Origin of the sequence: Nocardioides sp. W7 (assembly GCF_022919075.1) — a bacterium.
In the GTDB taxonomy this organism is placed as follows: domain Bacteria; phylum Actinomycetota; class Actinomycetes; order Propionibacteriales; family Nocardioidaceae; genus Nocardioides.
The window spans coordinates 4558779-4573908 of sequence record NZ_CP095078.1; the positions used below are offsets into that span (position 1 = coordinate 4558779).

21 protein-coding genes and 1 riboswitch are annotated in these 15130 nt (G+C 73.4%); of the genes, 6 read left to right on the forward strand and 15 right to left on the reverse strand.

Features of this window, described 5'->3' with window-relative positions:
• Nucleotides 1-7 precede the first annotated feature (7 nt).
• The 3 genes from MUB56_RS21335 to arsM are packed head-to-tail and all read right to left on the reverse strand — an operon-like array spanning nucleotide 8 to nucleotide 2336.
• The gene (locus tag MUB56_RS21335; RefSeq protein WP_244929027.1) at nucleotides 8-445 is read right to left on the reverse strand and encodes a heat-shock protein HtpX; all 438 of its coding nucleotides are present in this window, start codon (nucleotides 443-445) and stop codon (nucleotides 8-10) included.
• Nucleotides 442-1536 (reverse strand): ACR3 family arsenite efflux transporter, encoded by a 1095-nt coding sequence (arsB, locus tag MUB56_RS21340; protein WP_280637321.1) that lies wholly within the window; start codon nucleotides 1534-1536, stop codon nucleotides 442-444. Before arsB ends, MUB56_RS21335 begins: the two co-directional genes overlap by 4 nt.
• Nucleotides 1533-2336, reverse strand: a complete 804-nt coding sequence (gene arsM / locus MUB56_RS21345) for an arsenite methyltransferase (RefSeq protein ID WP_244929028.1) — start codon at nucleotides 2334-2336, stop codon at nucleotides 1533-1535. Before arsM ends, arsB begins: the two co-directional genes overlap by 4 nt.
• Before the next feature lie 87 nt (nucleotides 2337-2423).
• Here arsM and MUB56_RS21350 point away from each other — a divergent pair, with 87 nt between their 5' ends.
• Nucleotides 2424-2768, forward strand: coding sequence for a metalloregulator ArsR/SmtB family transcription factor (locus tag MUB56_RS21350; protein WP_244929029.1), 345 nt, complete (start codon nucleotides 2424-2426; stop codon nucleotides 2766-2768).
• A gap of 13 nt (nucleotides 2769-2781) precedes the next feature.
• Here the strand turns inward: MUB56_RS21350 and MUB56_RS21355 are convergent, their stop codons facing one another.
• Together MUB56_RS21355 and MUB56_RS21360 are read right to left on the reverse strand one after the other, a co-directional pair.
• Nucleotides 2782-3876: a hypothetical protein gene (locus tag MUB56_RS21355; protein WP_244929030.1), complete on the reverse strand. Its 1095-nt coding sequence runs from the start codon at nucleotides 3874-3876 to the stop codon at nucleotides 2782-2784.
• Nucleotides 3877-3990: 114 nt separating this feature from the next.
• Nucleotides 3991-4410: an ATP-binding protein gene (locus tag MUB56_RS21360; protein WP_244929031.1), complete on the reverse strand. Its 420-nt coding sequence runs from the start codon at nucleotides 4408-4410 to the stop codon at nucleotides 3991-3993.
• Between the two features lie 171 nt (nucleotides 4411-4581).
• On the opposite strand from MUB56_RS21360, the gene MUB56_RS21365 reads away from it, so the two are divergent.
• Nucleotides 4582-5424 (forward strand): hypothetical protein, encoded by an 843-nt coding sequence (locus MUB56_RS21365; protein WP_244929032.1) that lies wholly within the window; start codon nucleotides 4582-4584, stop codon nucleotides 5422-5424.
• Between the two features lie 39 nt (nucleotides 5425-5463).
• Here the strand turns inward: MUB56_RS21365 and MUB56_RS21370 are convergent, their stop codons facing one another.
• The 8 genes from MUB56_RS21370 to MUB56_RS21405 form a co-directional block, all read right to left on the reverse strand.
• Entirely contained in the window at nucleotides 5464-6234 is a 771-nt protein-coding gene (locus MUB56_RS21370; protein WP_244929033.1) for an MBL fold metallo-hydrolase, read from the reverse strand.
• A 73-nt stretch (nucleotides 6235-6307) separates the two neighbouring features.
• A complete protein-coding gene (locus tag MUB56_RS21375; protein WP_244929034.1) occupies nucleotides 6308-6880 on the reverse strand; it encodes a TMEM165/GDT1 family protein in 573 nt (190 codons plus the stop codon).
• Between the two features lie 210 nt (nucleotides 6881-7090).
• Entirely contained in the window at nucleotides 7091-7549 is a 459-nt protein-coding gene (locus MUB56_RS21380; RefSeq protein WP_244929035.1) for a hypothetical protein, read from the reverse strand.
• A gap of 19 nt (nucleotides 7550-7568) precedes the next feature.
• Nucleotides 7569-7766, reverse strand: coding sequence for a hypothetical protein (locus MUB56_RS21385; RefSeq protein WP_244929036.1), 198 nt, complete (start codon nucleotides 7764-7766; stop codon nucleotides 7569-7571).
• A 131-nt stretch (nucleotides 7767-7897) separates the two neighbouring features.
• On the reverse strand, nucleotides 7898-8713 hold the full coding sequence (locus tag MUB56_RS21390) for an S-methyl-5'-thioadenosine phosphorylase (protein ID WP_244929037.1): 816 nt from the start codon (nucleotides 8711-8713) through the stop codon (nucleotides 7898-7900).
• A 58-nt stretch (nucleotides 8714-8771) separates the two neighbouring features.
• Nucleotides 8772-9149 carry a hypothetical protein gene (locus MUB56_RS21395; protein WP_244929038.1) on the reverse strand — a complete coding sequence of 126 codons (378 nt, stop codon included), beginning with the start codon at nucleotides 9147-9149 and terminating at the stop codon, nucleotides 8772-8774.
• Between the two features lie 127 nt (nucleotides 9150-9276).
• Nucleotides 9277-9624, reverse strand: coding sequence for a hypothetical protein (locus MUB56_RS21400; RefSeq protein WP_244929039.1), 348 nt, complete (start codon nucleotides 9622-9624; stop codon nucleotides 9277-9279).
• 100 nt (nucleotides 9625-9724) lie between these two features.
• Entirely contained in the window at nucleotides 9725-10129 is a 405-nt protein-coding gene (locus MUB56_RS21405) for an NUDIX domain-containing protein (RefSeq protein ID WP_244929040.1), read from the reverse strand.
• Between the two features lie 121 nt (nucleotides 10130-10250).
• On the opposite strand from MUB56_RS21405, the gene cobT reads away from it, so the two are divergent.
• The gene (gene cobT, locus MUB56_RS21410) at nucleotides 10251-11267 is read left to right on the forward strand and encodes a nicotinate-nucleotide--dimethylbenzimidazole phosphoribosyltransferase (RefSeq protein ID WP_244929041.1); all 1017 of its coding nucleotides are present in this window, start codon (nucleotides 10251-10253) and stop codon (nucleotides 11265-11267) included.
• Nucleotides 11264-11962 carry an adenosylcobinamide-GDP ribazoletransferase gene (locus MUB56_RS21415; protein WP_244929042.1) on the forward strand — a complete coding sequence of 233 codons (699 nt, stop codon included), beginning with the start codon at nucleotides 11264-11266 and terminating at the stop codon, nucleotides 11960-11962. Before cobT ends, MUB56_RS21415 begins: the two co-directional genes overlap by 4 nt.
• Here MUB56_RS21415 and MUB56_RS21420 read toward each other — a convergent pair.
• Together MUB56_RS21420 and MUB56_RS21425 are read right to left on the reverse strand one after the other, a co-directional pair.
• Nucleotides 11959-12477, reverse strand: coding sequence for a bifunctional adenosylcobinamide kinase/adenosylcobinamide-phosphate guanylyltransferase (locus MUB56_RS21420; protein ID WP_244929043.1), 519 nt, complete (start codon nucleotides 12475-12477; stop codon nucleotides 11959-11961). The genes MUB56_RS21415 and MUB56_RS21420 overlap by 4 nt on opposite strands.
• Complete coding sequence (locus MUB56_RS21425; protein WP_244929044.1) at nucleotides 12474-14192, reverse strand: hypothetical protein; 1719 nt, start codon at nucleotides 14190-14192, stop codon at nucleotides 12474-12476. The genes MUB56_RS21420 and MUB56_RS21425 overlap by 4 nt, the downstream gene beginning before the upstream one ends.
• A 35-nt stretch (nucleotides 14193-14227) precedes the next feature.
• Between MUB56_RS21425 and MUB56_RS21430 the strand changes: the two genes are divergently transcribed.
• Complete coding sequence (locus tag MUB56_RS21430; RefSeq protein ID WP_244929045.1) at nucleotides 14228-14689, forward strand: NUDIX hydrolase; 462 nt, start codon at nucleotides 14228-14230, stop codon at nucleotides 14687-14689.
• 47 nt (nucleotides 14690-14736) lie between these two features.
• A riboswitch (guanidine-III (ykkC-III) riboswitch) is annotated at nucleotides 14737-14802 on the forward strand.
• Nucleotides 14803-14812: 10 nt separating this feature from the next.
• Nucleotides 14813-15127 carry a multidrug efflux SMR transporter gene (locus MUB56_RS21435; RefSeq protein ID WP_244929046.1) on the forward strand — a complete coding sequence of 105 codons (315 nt, stop codon included), beginning with the start codon at nucleotides 14813-14815 and terminating at the stop codon, nucleotides 15125-15127.
• Nucleotides 15128-15130 lie beyond the last annotated feature (3 nt).

A 15130-nucleotide genomic window follows, 5' to 3' on the forward strand; every position in this document is an offset into this window, starting at 1 on the left:
CCCGGAGTCAGGAGGTCGCGAGAACCGAGGGCGCGAGGTCGAACCCGGGCACCAGCTCGGCGAGGAGCGCGCGGACGCGGGTGTCGAGCTCGGTGACGATGCGGCGGACGGTGGCGTCGTCCTGGCCCGCGGGGTCGTCGACGGGCCAGTCGCGGTAGGTGACGCCGGGGACGTAGGGGCACTCCTCGCCACAGCCGAGGGTGATGGCGAGGTCGGCGCCCCGGATCGTCTCCGCAGTGAGGAGCTTGGGCTGCTCCCTCGAGGTGTCCAGACCGAGCGCGGCGAGAGCCACTGCCACCTCGGGGTGGATGCGCTCTCCCGGCTGGGTGCCGGCGGACAGCGCGGCCACCCGCCCCTGGGCGTAGTGCTCGGTCAGCACCCTGGCGGCGACCGATCGACCGCCGTTGCGGACGCAGGCGAAGACCACGGTCGGGGTGCGGGTCATCGGGCGGCTCCTGGTGCGTCGGGGTCGGTGTCGGAGAAGAAGCGGCGGGACCAGAGGCTGACGTAGACCAGGCCGACGAGGACCGGGACCTCGATCAGGGGCCCGACGACGCCGGCGAGGGCCTGTCCGCTGGTGACGCCGAAGACGGCGATGGTCACGGCGATGGCGAGCTCGAAGTTGTTGCCCGCGGCGGTGAACGCCACGCTGGTCGAGCGCGCGTAGCCCAGGCCGAGCCGGTGGGTGAGGAGCATGGACCCGCCCCACATCAGGGCGAAGTAGATCACCAGCGGTACGGCGATCCGGGCGACGTCGAGGGGCCGGCTGGTGATCGCGTCGCCCTGCAGCGCGAACAGGATCACGATGGTGAACAGCAGCCCGTACAGCGCCCAGGGGCCGAGGCGGGGCAGGAACCGGGTCTCGTACCAGTCCCGCCCGCGGCGACGCTCGCCCACGCGGCGGGTGAGGTAGCCGGCCGCGAGCGGGAGGCCGAGGAAGACCACGACGCTCCCGGCGAGCTGCCACGGGGAGACGTCCAGGCCCGCGGTCGACAGGCCGAGCCAGCCCGGCAGCAGGTCGAGGTAGAACCAGCCGAGCACGCCGAAGGCCAGCACCTGGAAGACCGAGTTCACGGCGACCAGCACCGCAGCGGCCTCGCGGTCGCCGCAGGCCAGGTCGTTCCAGATGATCACCATCGCGATGCAGCGGGCCAGACCCACGATGATCAGGCCGGTGCGGAACTCCGGCAGGTCGGGGAGGAACACCCACGCGAGGGTGAACATCACCGCCGGGCCGACCAGCCAGTTCAGCACCAGCGACACGACCATGGTGCGGCGGTCGCGGGCGACGTCGCCGACCTCGTCGTACCGGACCTTGGCCAGCACCGGGTACATCATCACCAGCAGCCCGAGGGCGATCGGCAGCGAGATCGACCCGACCGTGACGGCGTCGAGGACGTCGGCGATGCCCGGCACCCAGCGGCCGGCGAGCAGCCCGGCGAGCATGGCCAGTCCGATCCACACGGGCAGGTACCGGTCCAGGGTCGAGAGCCGGCGAGTGACCGCGGGCTCGGCGACCTGCGCGGAGCTGCTCACCCGGTCGGCTTGGTCGCGCGGATGATCGCGCCGTGCATGCCCGGCACGGCCTCGTGGGTGAACTCGACCTCGGCGTCGACGAACCCTGCGGCGGCGAGTCCCTCGACGTACTCGCTGCGCGACAGCGCCCCGGCGATGCAGCCGACGTACGAGCCGCGCTCGGCCCGGTCCTCGGGGGTGAGGTGGTCCTCCGCGACCACGTCGGAGATCCCGATCCGGCCGCCGGGGACCAGGACCCGGTACATCTCGGCGATCACCTGGGGCTTGTCGACCGAGAGGTTGATGACGCAGTTGGAGATGACCACGTCGACCGAGGCGTCGGGCAGCGGGACGTCCTCGATGGTGCCCCGGAGGAACTCGACGTTCGTCGCGCCCGCCCGGGCGGCGTTGGCCCGGGCCAGCTCCAGCATCTCGTCGGTCATGTCCACGCCGTAGGCGAACCCGGACTCGCCGACCCGGCGTGCCGAGAGGAGTACGTCGATGCCGCCGCCGGACCCCAGGTCCAGCACCCGCTCCCCCGGCTGGAGGGCGGCCACGGCGGTCGGGTTGCCACAGCCCAGACTCGCGGCGACGGCCTCCGCGGGCAGCTCGTCCTGGTCGGCGGTGCTGTAGAGCACCGCGCCGAAGGACTCGTCCACCTCGGTGTCCCCGGCGCCGCAGCACGACCCGGTCCCGCAGCCGTCGTCGACGACCTGCAGCCCCTCGTTCAGCTCGCTGTTCGAGCGGCCGCGCCCGACGGCCACGGCCGCCTCGGCGTACCGCGCCCGCACCTGCTCCCGCACGTCCTGGGTGTTCGTCATGGCTCTCCTCCAAGCATCGGCGACGATCGATACATCGAGCATTCTCGATGTATCGACGTTTGTCAATCGGTGTCGTAGGGTGAGGTCATGACGCAGACCCTCCCGCTCGTCGATGCCGCGCAGGCGTGCTGCTCCTCGGTCACCGGCGGGGTGCTCGAGGCCGAGGAGGCCGAGCGGCTGGCCCGGATGTTCAAGGCGCTCGGCGATCCCACCCGGGTCCGGCTGCTGTCCCTCATCGCCGCCCAGCCCGAGCGCGAGGCCTGCATCTGCGACCTGGTCGACCCGGTGGGCTTGTCGCAGCCGACCGTGTCCCACCACATGAAGCAGCTGGTCGAGGCCGGGCTCGTGGTCCGCGAGCAGCGGGGACGGTGGGCCTTCTACCGGGTGGTCGAGGAGACCCTGACCACCCTCAGCGGCGCGCTGCGGCCGTAGGGGCGACCAGCGCTCAGCCGAGCTCGGGGCGAACGCCGCCGACCGTCGCCTCGCCGTCGTCGGGCTCCGGTGCCGACTCCTCCTGGTAGGTCGGCGTGCGCCAGGCCTGCCGTTCGGGCCGCGTCGCGCCGGTGGCCTTGCCCGGTGCGGTCGTGAGGATCGTGCGGGCCTGCTTGTCGACGAGACCCGTGAGCAGCTGCTGGGCGAACCCGAAGACGAACGCGTAGGCGAGGATCTGCTCCTGACTGTCGAGGTCGGAGAAGCCGGGGATGAAGCCGCCGCGGATCGCGATCAGCCCGCCGATCGCGCTGACCGCACCCAGGGGCAGCTTCAGCAGGGCGAGGGCCTGAGGGACGTTGTACGGCGAGGCGGTGCCGCGCATGTTGCGGATCGCGAGGATCGCCGCGAGCAGGCCGCCCAGCGAGCCCAGCAGGACGACCGTGAGGACGTCGTGCGCCGAGGCGGGACCAGCACCGGAGGCGCACCTGCCCGGCGGGCCGTCGGGCTGGAAGCAGAACGGCACGTCAGTCGGATTGCGCATCACGTACGCCGTGAACAGCACCAGCAGGGCCGACATCGCCGCCGCGCCGCCCAGCACGGTGTTGCGGAAGTTGCGCAGCCGCGCGTACTCCGCGTCCGCGGCGCCGAACCCGACCTCGACCGCCTTCGCGAGCTGGGCGCGCCGGAGACGGTCGGCCGGCCCGCCGCCGAGCAGCGCGAGGGCCGCCATCCGGCGCGGGTCGTCGCGATCGAGGCCGGCCTCGACGCGGGCCACCGCCTCGGGGATCTCCGCGACGATCTGGTCGGCCGGGTAGAGGCCGACGACCATCGACTCGGCGGCGTGCAGGTTCTGGTACGCCGCGTCGACGAGGGTGCCGCGCCACCAGTTGCTCAGCGCGCCGGGCGCGGGGTCGCGGCGCAGAGTCGCATTGCGGGCCGCGGCCAGGCGCCGTCGTACGCCCGCGGCCACCGCCTGCTGAGCCGCGCCGAGGCCGCCGCCGGTCGCCTCGAGGGCGGCGAGTCGGGTCTCCAGCACGTCCACCGCCACGTTGACGTCCTGGGCCCACACCCGCTTGCAGGTCCGGTCGGTCTGCTGCTTCGTCGACATCACGCTCTCCCGCCAGGATCGACAGCCCTTCATCTCGAGGAGCGGGCCTCGGGCCTCGAGATACCTACGACGGGCGGGTCGGTCGTAGGTGGACGGCAGCCGCCGAGGTCGGTCTCAGACCGCGACCGCGAGCTCGGCCGTGACGCGGGTGCCGCCGTCGTGCTCGACCCTCCACTCCTCGCTCAGGCAGTCGACGATCGCCAGCCCGCGACCCGACAGCGAGTCGGCCTCGGCGTCGCGGACGACGAGCTCACCGGTGGTGGTGCCGCCGTCGAGGACGCTGAGCCGGAGCCGGCCGGCGCTCAGCGCCCAGGAGACCTCTAGGTCGTCGTGGGGCTCGGCCGCGCCGTGCTGGAGCGCGTTGGTCACCAGCTCGCTGAGCACCAGCTCGGCGTCCTCGACGAGGTCGCGCTGGGCGCCGTGCTCGATCAGCTGGCGAGCCATCACCCGGCGGGCGATACCGGTGATCCGCGTGGCCGCGGGCAGCACCAGGATCGTGCGTGCGTCGAGGAGCGGCTCGGCCGTCGAAGTCATGTCTTGTCAGTGCCACATCCGGACCGGAACTAACCCTGACCGGGCACATCTGTCTCAGAAGTCACTGTCGTTCCCCCGAACCGCCCACCGCGAGCGCGGGGATCGGGTCGGGGATCAGGGCGCGCGCACGATCGCGCGAACCGATCGGTCAGCGCGGGCATCAGACCTGACATGTCCATCTCACACACCCTCGGCGCCACCGCCCTGACCGCCGCCGGCCTGGTGCTCGCCACGGTCGCCGCCCCGCCCGCCCACTCCGCCCCGGCCACCCGCTCCGCCCCGACGGAGTCGGCCGAGCGCGCCGCCCGCCCGCACGTCGTCACGGCCGCCGTCAGCCGGGACGCCGTCGTCCAGGGGCACCGGGTGGTCATCCGCGGCGCCGTCCGCGCGGGCGAGCGCGGCGACCGCGTCCAGGTCCAGATCCGCTACCTCGGCGGTCGCTGGCAGAGGTCCGACCTCGCCGGCCGCCTGGACCGCTCCGGCCGCTTCCGGATCACCGACAAGATCACCAGCAGCCGCAGCCGCGCCTACCGCATCGTCAAGCCCGCCGGCAACGGCCGCGCGGCCGGGCGCAGCAGGCCCGTCCGGGTCGCCGTCTACTCCTGGCGCAACCTGGGCTCGTTCGAGAGGGTCAGCGACCAGCACACCTACGACCACGCCGACGTGAAGATGAACGGCGTCGCCTACCCCGGCTCCGTCGTGGCCGCCTCCGGAGCCGACCGGGGCGGGATCGCCTACAACCTCGAACGCCGGTGCCGGCAGCTCCGGACCCGGGTGGGGATCGCCGACACCTCGGCCCAGACCGCGACCGGGACGGCGTGGCTGAGGTTCGACGGGATCGAGAGGTTCACCGGCTCCTACACCCTGACCCGGTCCAGCCCGATCACCCTGCCCCTCACCGAGGTCTTCCGGCTCAGCTTCGACTGGACCTCCGCCAACCCGGCCGGCACCCCGGAGGACCAGAGCGGCGCCCACGTCGCCCTCGGCAGCCCGCGACTCCTCTGCCGCGACTGAGCCGCACCCGAGCGTCGACCGGCCCGAAGCGGACACCCCTCACAGCTCGACCCGCACCCCCGGGGTCGCCAGGACGGCCAGGGCGGGATCACCGCCCTGGTCGTCCTCCCGCAACGCGGCGACGAACCGCTCGCCCGGGGTGACGAAGAGCCGGTGGTGGGTACGCCGGTCCAGCTGCGCCAGGCCGATCGGCCAGAAGGTGCCCCAGTGCACCGGCACCGCCCAGCGGGCGCCGAGCCGGGCGACCGCGGCCGCGGCCTGCTCGGGGTCCAGGTGCCGGTCGCCGAGGCTCGGGCCCCAGCCGCCGATCGGCGCGAGCGCGAGGTCGACCGCGCCGACCCGGTCGAAGTCGTCGCGCGGGCCGGTGTCGCCGGGGTACCAGCACGAGACTCCGGACCGCTCGATGCGGAACCCGATCGCCGGGCCGCCCAGCCGGGAGCCGGGGAACCGCCGGCCGTCGTGGGTCGCGGCCAGCACCCGCACCGTGGCGCCCGCGACCTCCAGCTCGTCGCCCGGCTCGACCGGGTGGACGTCGTACCCGGGCGGGATCAGCGACTCGCCCCCGCGCGGCACCAGCACGGGTACGCCGGGCGTCATCCGGCGCAACGACGGGACGTGCAGGTGGTCGTGGTGCAGGTGCGAGACCAGCACCAGGTCCGTGTCGTACGCCGCCGCCGTGGGAGGCGGGCTGTGTCGGCGCAGGTGGAAGAGCCGGTCGACGTGCAGCGGGTCGGTGGCGACCCGCAGTCCCGCGAGCTCGACGGTGGCCGATGCGTGCCCCCACCAGGTGACGGCGAGCGTGCCGGTCACGACTCGGTGCCGCTGCGCTGGATCGGCTCGGACTCCACAGTCGCAGCCTACGGAACCCGAGCGGCCACCGCGGTCACCGAAGTCCCTGGGCGATCAGCAGCAGGCCGAAGACGGCGAACGCCGCGGCGGCGCCGTACTTGATCGCCTTCTCGGGCAGGCGGCGGCCGAGGACGGCGCCGACCACGATCGCGAGGGCGTCGGCGGCGACCATGCCGACGGTGCTGCCGACCCAGGTGCCGAACCAGCCCTCGTGGGTGGCCAGGGTGATGGTGGCGAGCATCGTCTTGTCGCCCAGCTCGGCCAGGAAGAACGCGAGGCCGACCGCGAGGATGGCGGCCCCCTTGCTCTTGCGGGCCTTCTCGGCCTCGTCCTCGGTGAGCTCGTCGCCGCGCAGGGTCCACAGCGCGAAGCCGAGGAAGGCGAGGCCGGCGACGAGGTTGATGACGTCCTGGCTGCCGGCGAACGCGTCGCCGATCCAGTAGCCGATCGCCACCGAGGCCAGGTGGACGACGGCGGTGGCGACGGTGATGCCGATGATGACGTCGCGCACCCGGTAGCGCGCCGCGAAGGTCATCGCCATCAGCTGGGACTTGTCGCCGAGCTCCGCCACGAAGATGACGACGGTGCTGATCAGGAAGGCTTCCACGGGTTCCTCTCCGGGCCTGCCAGGCCGGAGGGACTCCCAGTGGGACGCGCCTTCGACCAGGCACGCCTGAAATTGGGGTTCAGGGTGGTGCAACTGGTCGAAAGTCTCGTCCGCCACCCGGTCGCCCGGCTGGCCCGCTGCACCGGTCCCGCGCGAGCGGGGCAGTATGTCGACGCAGCTGTTGGGGACTACTCCCTTTCGCTGTGAACCCTAGCCGCCGACCTTCAGCACGGCGACGACGACCCCGGACTCGTGCTCCTCGACCTCCACCGACCCGGGAGCGTCGATGACCAGCTCGTGCGTGGACGCGCCGGCCTCGAACTCGACGTACTGCTCCGGCCGGGAGTGCACGTGCAGCTCCCCCGCGCGGTCGGAGGTGATCCGCAGGGTCAGCGGCTCCCCGCGGCCCAGGTCGAGGTCGGCGGCGTTCGGCGAGACCGACTCGCCGTCGATCCGGACGACGAGCGACACCCCCGCGGGCACCTCGGCGGGCGGCTCCGTCGGCGCGGGCGTCGTGCCGGAGTCGCCGGGGCTGCCGGTGCTCGTCGGTGCCGAGGACGCGGGCGTCGGAGTGGGCTCCGCCGCCGGGTCGCTCTCGTCGGAGGAGCAGGCGGCGAGCGTGGCGGCCAGGAGTACGGCGGCAGCCAGGGCCGCGGGTCGGAGCGTCATCGGACGTCCGGGCCGAGGATCACTCGAACCAGACCGAGTCGCAGGTGGCGCAGCCGAACTCCCGCACGGAGGCGCCGTCGCTGAAGTCGATGCTGCGGAGGCGCCAGGTGTGCTGACAGGTCGGCTGGCATGTGGGGTCGTGTCCTTCGACGAGGCGCAGGCGCGCGAGCGGTGGGCGGGGCGACAGGTCGTCGACGATCGGCTCCGGTGCACTCACGTGGTCCTCCGTGCGTCGAGGTCTGTGCCGAGAGAGGCGGTTCCCATCGTGCAGCTCCTTCATGCTCCTGACCAGACAGACGCGCCAACGAGTCGCGAGGTTGCCCGATCGGAGCATGGTCTGCGACCGGCCTAGACGGGTCCTGGGATCTCGTAGGTGAGCCGGAGGCCGTCGGCCCAACCGGAGCAGGTGCAGCCCGTCGGGTCGGGCAGCGCGCCGATGGTGTCGGTGAGCAGCCCGGTGAGCCGGGCTAGGTTCTCGCGGAACAGCGCGAAGATCTCCTCCTGGCCGACGCCGGCGCCGGTCTCGACGCCGGCGTCCATGTCGGTGACCAGCGCGATCGCGGAGTAGCACATCCGCAGCTCGCGGGCGAGGACCGCCTCGGGGTGGCCGGTCATGTTGATCAGCGTCCAGCCCTGGTCGCCGTAGTGCCGCGACTCGGCCCGGGTGGAGAAGCGTGGGCCCTCGATGACGACCATCGTCCCGCCGAGCGCGACCGTCGGGTCCGCGGCCGCCACCGCGGCCGAGACCCGGGGACAGTAGGGATCGGCGAAGGGCAGGTGCACCGCGCCGGTCTCGACGTAGGTCTGGGTCCGCCCCCAGGTGCGGTCGACCAGCTGGTCGGGTACGACGACGTCGCCGGGCGCCACCTCCTCGCGCAGGCCGCCGACCGCACACGGCCCGAGCACCTGGCGCACCCCCAGGGAGCGCAGCGCCCACAGGTTGGCGCGGTAGTTGATCCGGTGCGGTGGGAGCTCGTGGTGCCGGCCGTGCCGCGGCAGGAACGCCACCCGCCGGCCCGCGACGGTGCCGAGGGCGATCGGCGCGGACGGGGCGCCGTACGGCGTCTCGACCGTGACCTCCTCGACTGCCTCACCATCGGTGCCGAGGAAGGAGTAGAAGCCGGTGCCGCCGATCACGGCGACCTCCGCCACAGGTCCGCTCATGGTCGAACCATGCCAGAGCCCCGGACAAAGGCGGTGGCGCAGTCGGTGGCGTGGTCGGTCAGGAGGAGGGCGCCTCGACGCCCATGCACTCCTTCATCCACTCCTGCGAGATCGCCGCCATCGCCTGGTTGTCGTCCTCGTCGCCCTGGAAGTCCTCGTCCTTGTCGACCAGCGCCTGGAGCGCCTCGTCAGAGACGTCGGAGTCGTGGAAGGCCTCGGCTACGCAGTCGGCCTGGTCCTCCTTGAGCCCGGGGCCGAGCATGTTCTCGCCGCTCAGGAAGGCCGCGGAGAGTTCGTCGACGGACGGGCGATTCCCCGAACTCTCGGGCTTGCTCTCGGAGCTCTTGCCGTCGCCGCCCTCGTCCCCACCCCCGCACGCGGTGGCGAGGGTGAGGACGAGGAAGGCGGAGGCGATCAGCTTCGGGGTGCGCGTCATCGGGGATCCTGTTCGAGTGGCGCCGGGCCGCCCGGCGCGATGCCCCGACGGTTCCTCCCCGCAGCCGCGATCGGAACCCCCATCTAGACAGGTTTCCCTTGACGCGGCGAGCCGCGTCAGCAGCCGATCAGGACGAGGGGGTCTCGAGGTCGTCCATGTCGGGCAGCTCGGCGCCCATGCACTCGGCGATGGACTCCGTCGAGATCTCCTTCAGGGCGTCCTCGTCGCCGTCGTCGCCCTTGTAGTCCTCGTCGTTGTCGACGATGGCCTGCAGCGTCTCGTCGGAGATGTCGGAGTCGTGGAACGCCTCCGCGACACAGTCGGCCTGGTCCTTCTCGAGGCCGGAGCCGATCACGTTGTCGCTGTCCTGGAAGGCCTTGGAGAGGTCGTCGACCGAGGGTCGACCCTCTCCACCGCACGCCGTGGCGAGGGTGAGGACGAGGAAGGCGGAGGCGATCAACTTCGGGGCGCGCATCATCAAGGATCCTGTTCGGGAGGTGCCGGGCGACGCCCGGCGGGATGCCTGGACACTTCCCCCGAACCGACGGCCGAACACCCCGTCTAGGGAGATTTCTTTAACTTTCCCGAGCCGCGAGCGCGGGCAGCACGTGATCGCGCAGCAGCGGCGCGAGGTCGGCGTCGGTCGCGTCCGGCTCGATCCAGCGCAGCTCGGCGATCTCCGCCGAGGCGCTCGGCGTGCCGGTGAGGTCGGCGGTGAACACGGTCGACTCGAGGACGAAGCCGGGTTCGTTGGCGGTGTCCGAGGTGAACTCGCCGAGCAGCCGCACCTCGGCCAGGTCGAGGCCGACCTCCTCGCGGACCTCGCGGACCGCGGCCTGGGCCGGTGTCTCCCCCGGTTCGAGCTTGCCGCCCGGGAGCATGAACCGGCTGGTGCCCGCCTTGCGGACGCTCAGCACCCGCCCGGCGTCGTCACGGAGGCAGACACCGGCGACCACGATGGGAGCGGGATGGGAGGACACGGGCGCCGAGGCTACCGCGCTCCACCGAGCCTGGATCCGGTGTACGGCGCCGACACCGTCCAGCGGGTGCGGCCCTACGCTACGACGGAGCCGGCGGAGGTCGGCATCCTGAGGAGGACCCATGCTGCGGAGCCCGTCGCCGATCGTCCGAGCCGAGGCCGAGCGCCGGCTCGGGGCCCTCGCCACGCCGGGGGGAGCGCTCGGCCGACTCGGTGATCTCGCGGTCTGGGTCGCCTCCGCGCAGGGGGTCGTCCCGCCGCGCGAGCTGGAGCACGTCCGCCTGGTGATCTTCGCCGGCGACCACGGCGTGGCGTCGTACGGCGTCTCGGCGTACCCGCCGGCCATCACCCCCGCGATGGTCCGCACCTTCCTCGCCGGTCGGGCCGGCGTGAGCGCCCTGGCCCGCGCCCACGGCGTGCACGTGCGGGTCCTCGACCTGGGCGTCGACGACGACCTGGCGGGAGTGCCGGCCGACGTCACCGCCCACAAGGTACGACGGGGCTCCGGGGCCATCCACCGCGAGGACGCCCTCACCGCGGACGAGACCCGGCAGGCCCTCGAGGCCGGCGCGAGTGTCGCGGCGGAGGAGATCGCCGCGGGAGCGCAGCTGCTGCTGAGCGGCGACATGGGAATCGGCAACACCACCCCGGCGGCGGCCCTGGTCGCGGCCGGTCTCGGCCTGCCCGCCAGCGAGGTCGTCGGCCGCGGCACCGGCGTCGACGAGGCCGGGCTGACCCGCAAGACCGTGGTCCTGGAGCAGGCCCTGCACCGCGCCGGCGACCGCACCCAGGACCCGGTCGACACCCTCACCGCCCTGGGCAGCGCCGACCTGGCCGCGACGACCGGCTACCTGCTCGAGGCGGCCCGCAGCGGCGTCCCCGTCCTCCTGGACGGTCTGATGTCGGTGGCCTGCGCCCTGACGGCCGACCGGATCGAGCCCGGCGCAGCGGCCTGGTTCGCCGCCGGCCACCGCTCGACCGAGCCCGCCCAGTCGCTCGCGCTCGACAAGCTCGGCCTGGAGCCGGTCCTCGACCTCGGGCTCCGGCTCGGCGAGGGCTCCGGGGCCGTCGCGGCGGTGCCGGTGCTGCGCTCGGCCGTCGCCCTGCTGCGTGACGTGGCGCTGCTCAGCGAGCTGTGAGCGACGCCTGGCGTCTGGCCGTCGGCACCCTGACGGCGCTGCCGATCGGCGCCCCGACCCGGGTCGACCGGGCCGTCGCGCGGCGGGCCCTGCTGCTCGCCCCGATCGCGGTCCTGCCCCTCGGCGCGCTCGTGACGGCGGTGCTCCTGCTCGGCGACCTCGCCGAGCTGCCGCCGCTCGCGGTCGCGTTCGTCGCCGTCGGGGCGCTGGCCGCCGGCAGCCGCGCCCTGCACTGGGACGGCCTGTCCGACGTCGCCGACGGCCTGACCGCGTCGTACGACGCCGAGCGCTCGCTGGCCGTGATGAAGTCCGGGACGTCCGGGCCGGCCGGCGTGGTCGCGACCGTGGTCGTGCTCGGCGTCCAGGTCGCCGCGCTCGCCCCGCTCGGCACCTCCACCCGGGGCGCCCTGGTCGCCGGCGCGCTGGTCTGCCTGTCGCGCTGCGCGCTGTGGATCGTGTGCTGCTCGGTCGTGCCGCCCGCCCGGGCGGACGGGCTCGGCGTGAGCTTCGCCCGGACCGTGCCGGTGCCGGTGGCCGCGGTCGGCGGTCTGCTGCTCTCCGTCGCCGGCGGACTGGCCGTGGTCCTGCTGGTCCGCCGGGCCGTACGACGCTTCGGCGGGGTCACGGGCGACGTGTTCGGCGCCGCGATCGAGGTCGCCCTCGCCGTCACCCTGCTCGGCTGGTGCTGGGTCTAGAGCCTCAGCACGCGGCCGGCGACCACGAGGTGCACCTCGTCGCAGGCCGCGCCGACGCGCTGGTTGACGGTGCCGAGCAGGTCCCGGAACAGCCGTCCCGACCGGTGCTCGGGCACCACGCCCAGCCCGACCTCGTTGGTCACCAGCACCACCGGTCCGATCGCACCGGCGAGCGCGGCGACGGCGACGGCGGTGCGCTCTTCGACGTACGCCGTCACCTCGTCGCTCGGCGCCTCCCAGAGGCCGGCGTCGTCGACGAGCCTGGTCAGCCAGGTGCCGAGGCAGTCGACCAGCACCGGCCCGTCGACGGCCAGCGCCGTCGCGAGGTCGCCCGTCTCCAGGGTCGTCCACGTGGCCGGCCGGTGCGCCCGGTGGGCCGCGATCCGCGCCTGCCAGTCGGCGTCGTCGCGGACCGGCCCGGGTGCGACGTAGGTGACCGCGTCCTCATCCGCCAGCAGCGACTCCGCGTGCCGCGACTTGCCGGACCGCACGCCGCCGGTGACCAGGACCTTCACGGCGTCGTTCCGTCCAGGCCGAGCTCGGAGCGCGTCATCGGCTGCCCGCCGGGCAGCCCCAGGTCGACCCGGTCGGAGATGGTCACCGTGCCGTCGACGCTGACGTCGATGGCGGCGTACCCGGTCTGCAGCCCGGACTCGCCGTCGACGTACTGCAGCTGCAGGCTGACGGTCTTCAGCGGCACCGAGAACGGCGTCGAGAACCGGTTGAACGTCGGCGCCTCGAGCACCCCGCCTGAGGTGCCGAGCTGGCTCACGACCGTCCAGGTGACCTCGTGGTCGGGGTCGTCGGCGTCGCCGGTGTTCCAGACGACCCACGGCCCGGCGACGTCGTGCAGGTGGCCGTAGTCGACGAGCCCGGGCGGCACGTCGTCGATGCCGTCGTCCCAGGGCTGCGTCTCGTGGCCGATCGTGTCGGTCAGCTGGACGGTGCCGGTGATGCCGAGGTAGCCCGCGACCGCCCGCGGCTGGTGCAGCAGCGCGACGACCGGCTGGTCCTCGTCGGTCTCCTCGTCGACGACCTTGCGGAGCTCGGCGCCGAGGTCGGCCTCCTCCAGGCCCGACTCGTTGGTGACCAGGCCTCCGAAGAGCGCCTTGAACGCCGGATCGGCCGCGCCGACGAGGGTGAGCCCGTCGACGTCCAGCGTCTCCAGGTCGAGCACGTCCACGTCGTGCTCGCGCAGCTGGTCGACGGTGGTGTCGGAGTCGTGGTCTCCCTTCACCGCCACCGTCGGGAGCTCCGGGCTGGCGGTCGCCTCCCCCTTCACGAACCCCTCCTCGGCCACCGTGCCGTTGGAGCTGATGTCACCCGAGATGGTCCGCACGGTGAGGGCGTCCTCGCCCAGCGCCTCGGCCAGCTCGGGGTACATCGCGCGGCGGACCCGGGTGCCGACCAGACTGCCCTGGGGGTCGGCCTCGGCGAGCACGATCCGTTCCCCCTCACGCGGGGTCAGCGCCTCGGCGTGCACCGGCAGCACGGTCTCGAAGGACGCCGCGACGGCGTCGGCGTAGGCCCGCGCGTCGGCGGCGAACCGGGTCTGGTTCTTCTCGATGAACGGCTGCACCTGCTGGGCGACCTCGACGGTCTGGGGACTGCTGAACGAGATCCCGTCGAAGCCCGGCATCGGGTGGGTCTCCACCGTCTCGTCCGTGTCCGACCAGGCCTGGAAGGCCTGCAGGGCCACCACTGAGGAGACTCCGAGCGAGGCCACCACGACCGCAGCCGTGAGCCGCCGGGACCCGGGCGGGGCGCCGCCACGGAACGCCGCGGTCAGCAGGCCACCCACCACCACCGCGACGACCAGCTCGAGCCGGACCAGTCCCCCGACGACCTGGTCGCGCAGCTCGGCGCCGTACACCCGGGCGACCTCGCCGGGGTCGTCGACGAAGGCCGCGTTGGCCTGCAGGAAGTCGGGTGAGACGTACGACGACAGCGTGCCGCCCGCCTCCGGCGGCCCGGTGGAGCGGACGTGCGCACCGAAGCCGCCGGCGCCCGTGCGCTCCCAGTAGATCTTCCCGAGCAGACCCGTGTCGACGGTCGAGCGGCCGTCGTGGGCCAGCGAGATCTCGACCGGGAACGCCCCGAGCCGGTCCTCGAACGACGCGTGCTGGAGTGCCCAGACCACGGCCACCGGCAGGGCGACGAGGGCGGCCATCAGACCGTAGGCGACCCACGCGACGAGGACCTGGGCGAGACGGCGGGCGAGGGAGCTCATCGCCGCAGAGCCTACGGTGCGGGCACACTGGGCCCGTGTTGAGTGCGAGCTGGGCGGCCTGTGATCGCGGCCATGCGCACTGGGGGCAGCGGGGCGCGGCCGGCCTGCTGCTCGCCGACCGCGGCCGGGTGCTGCTCCAGCTCCGGGCCCGCTGGGCCCACCAGGGCGGGACCTGGTCGATCCCGGGCGGCGCGCGCGAGGCCGGCGAGTCGTACGCCGACGCCGCCCTCCGCGAGGCGCACGAGGAGCTCGGTGTCGACGCCGCGGCGGTCGCGCTGCGCGGCTCGTACGTCGCCACCTGCGGCGGCTGGGTCTACGAGACCCTGCTCGGCGTCCCGCTCACCGGGCTGGTCCTCGAGGACCGCTCCGAGAGCGACGCGCACCGCTGGGTCCCCGTCGACGAGGTCGCGGGCCTGCACCTGCACCCGTCCTTCCGCGCGGCCTGGACCGACCCCGCCGGCACCCTCCCCACCTTCGCCGAGTCCGCGCGAATGTAGGGCCGAGTCCGCGCGAATGGAGGCACCGAGCCGTTGCTAGGCTCGACGGACGGTCACTGACATGGCCGCCGGACGAGGGAGCCGTACCCGGCACGCGACAAGACGGCCACGAAGGAGTCCCTCGTGCCCTGGCTCGTGCTCGTCCTCTCCGGTGTCCTGGAGGCCGTCTGGGCGACGGCTCTCGGCCGTTCCGCCGGCCTGACCCGGCTCGGCCCCACCGTGGTCTTCGGCGTCACCGTCGTGGCCAGCATGGTGGGCCTCGCCTACGCCATGCGCAGCCTCCCGACCGGGACGGCGTACGCCGTCTGGGTCGGCGTCGGCGCCTCCCTGACCGTCGTCTACGCGATGGTCACCGGCGACGAGCCGGTCAGCCTGGTCAAGGTGCTGCTGATCCTGGGGCTGGTCTCCTGCATCGTGGGCCTCAAGCTGGCCCACTGAGCG

Coding starts and splice junctions, on each gene's coding strand:
- MUB56_RS21335 (WP_244929027.1), bottom strand. CDS start 445: ATGACCCGCACCCCGACCGTGGTCTTCGCCTGCGTCCGCAACGGCGGT.
- arsM (WP_244929028.1), bottom strand. CDS start 2,336: ATGACGAACACCCAGGACGTGCGGGAGCAGGTGCGGGCGCGGTACGCC.
- MUB56_RS21350 (WP_244929029.1), top strand. CDS start 2,424: ATGACGCAGACCCTCCCGCTCGTCGATGCCGCGCAGGCGTGCTGCTCC.
- MUB56_RS21355 (WP_244929030.1), bottom strand. CDS start 3,876: ATGTCGACGAAGCAGCAGACCGACCGGACCTGCAAGCGGGTGTGGGCC.
- MUB56_RS21360 (WP_244929031.1), bottom strand. CDS start 4,410: ATGACTTCGACGGCCGAGCCGCTCCTCGACGCACGCACGATCCTGGTG.
- MUB56_RS21365 (WP_244929032.1), top strand. CDS start 4,582: ATGTCCATCTCACACACCCTCGGCGCCACCGCCCTGACCGCCGCCGGC.
- MUB56_RS21380 (WP_244929035.1), bottom strand. CDS start 7,549: ATGACGCTCCGACCCGCGGCCCTGGCTGCCGCCGTACTCCTGGCCGCC.
- MUB56_RS21390 (WP_244929037.1), bottom strand. CDS start 8,713: ATGAGCGGACCTGTGGCGGAGGTCGCCGTGATCGGCGGCACCGGCTTC.
- MUB56_RS21395 (WP_244929038.1), bottom strand. CDS start 9,149: ATGACGCGCACCCCGAAGCTGATCGCCTCCGCCTTCCTCGTCCTCACC.
- MUB56_RS21400 (WP_244929039.1), bottom strand. CDS start 9,624: ATGCGCGCCCCGAAGTTGATCGCCTCCGCCTTCCTCGTCCTCACCCTC.
- cobT (WP_244929041.1), top strand. CDS start 10,251: ATGCTGCGGAGCCCGTCGCCGATCGTCCGAGCCGAGGCCGAGCGCCGG.
- MUB56_RS21425 (WP_244929044.1), bottom strand. CDS start 14,192: ATGAGCTCCCTCGCCCGCCGTCTCGCCCAGGTCCTCGTCGCGTGGGTC.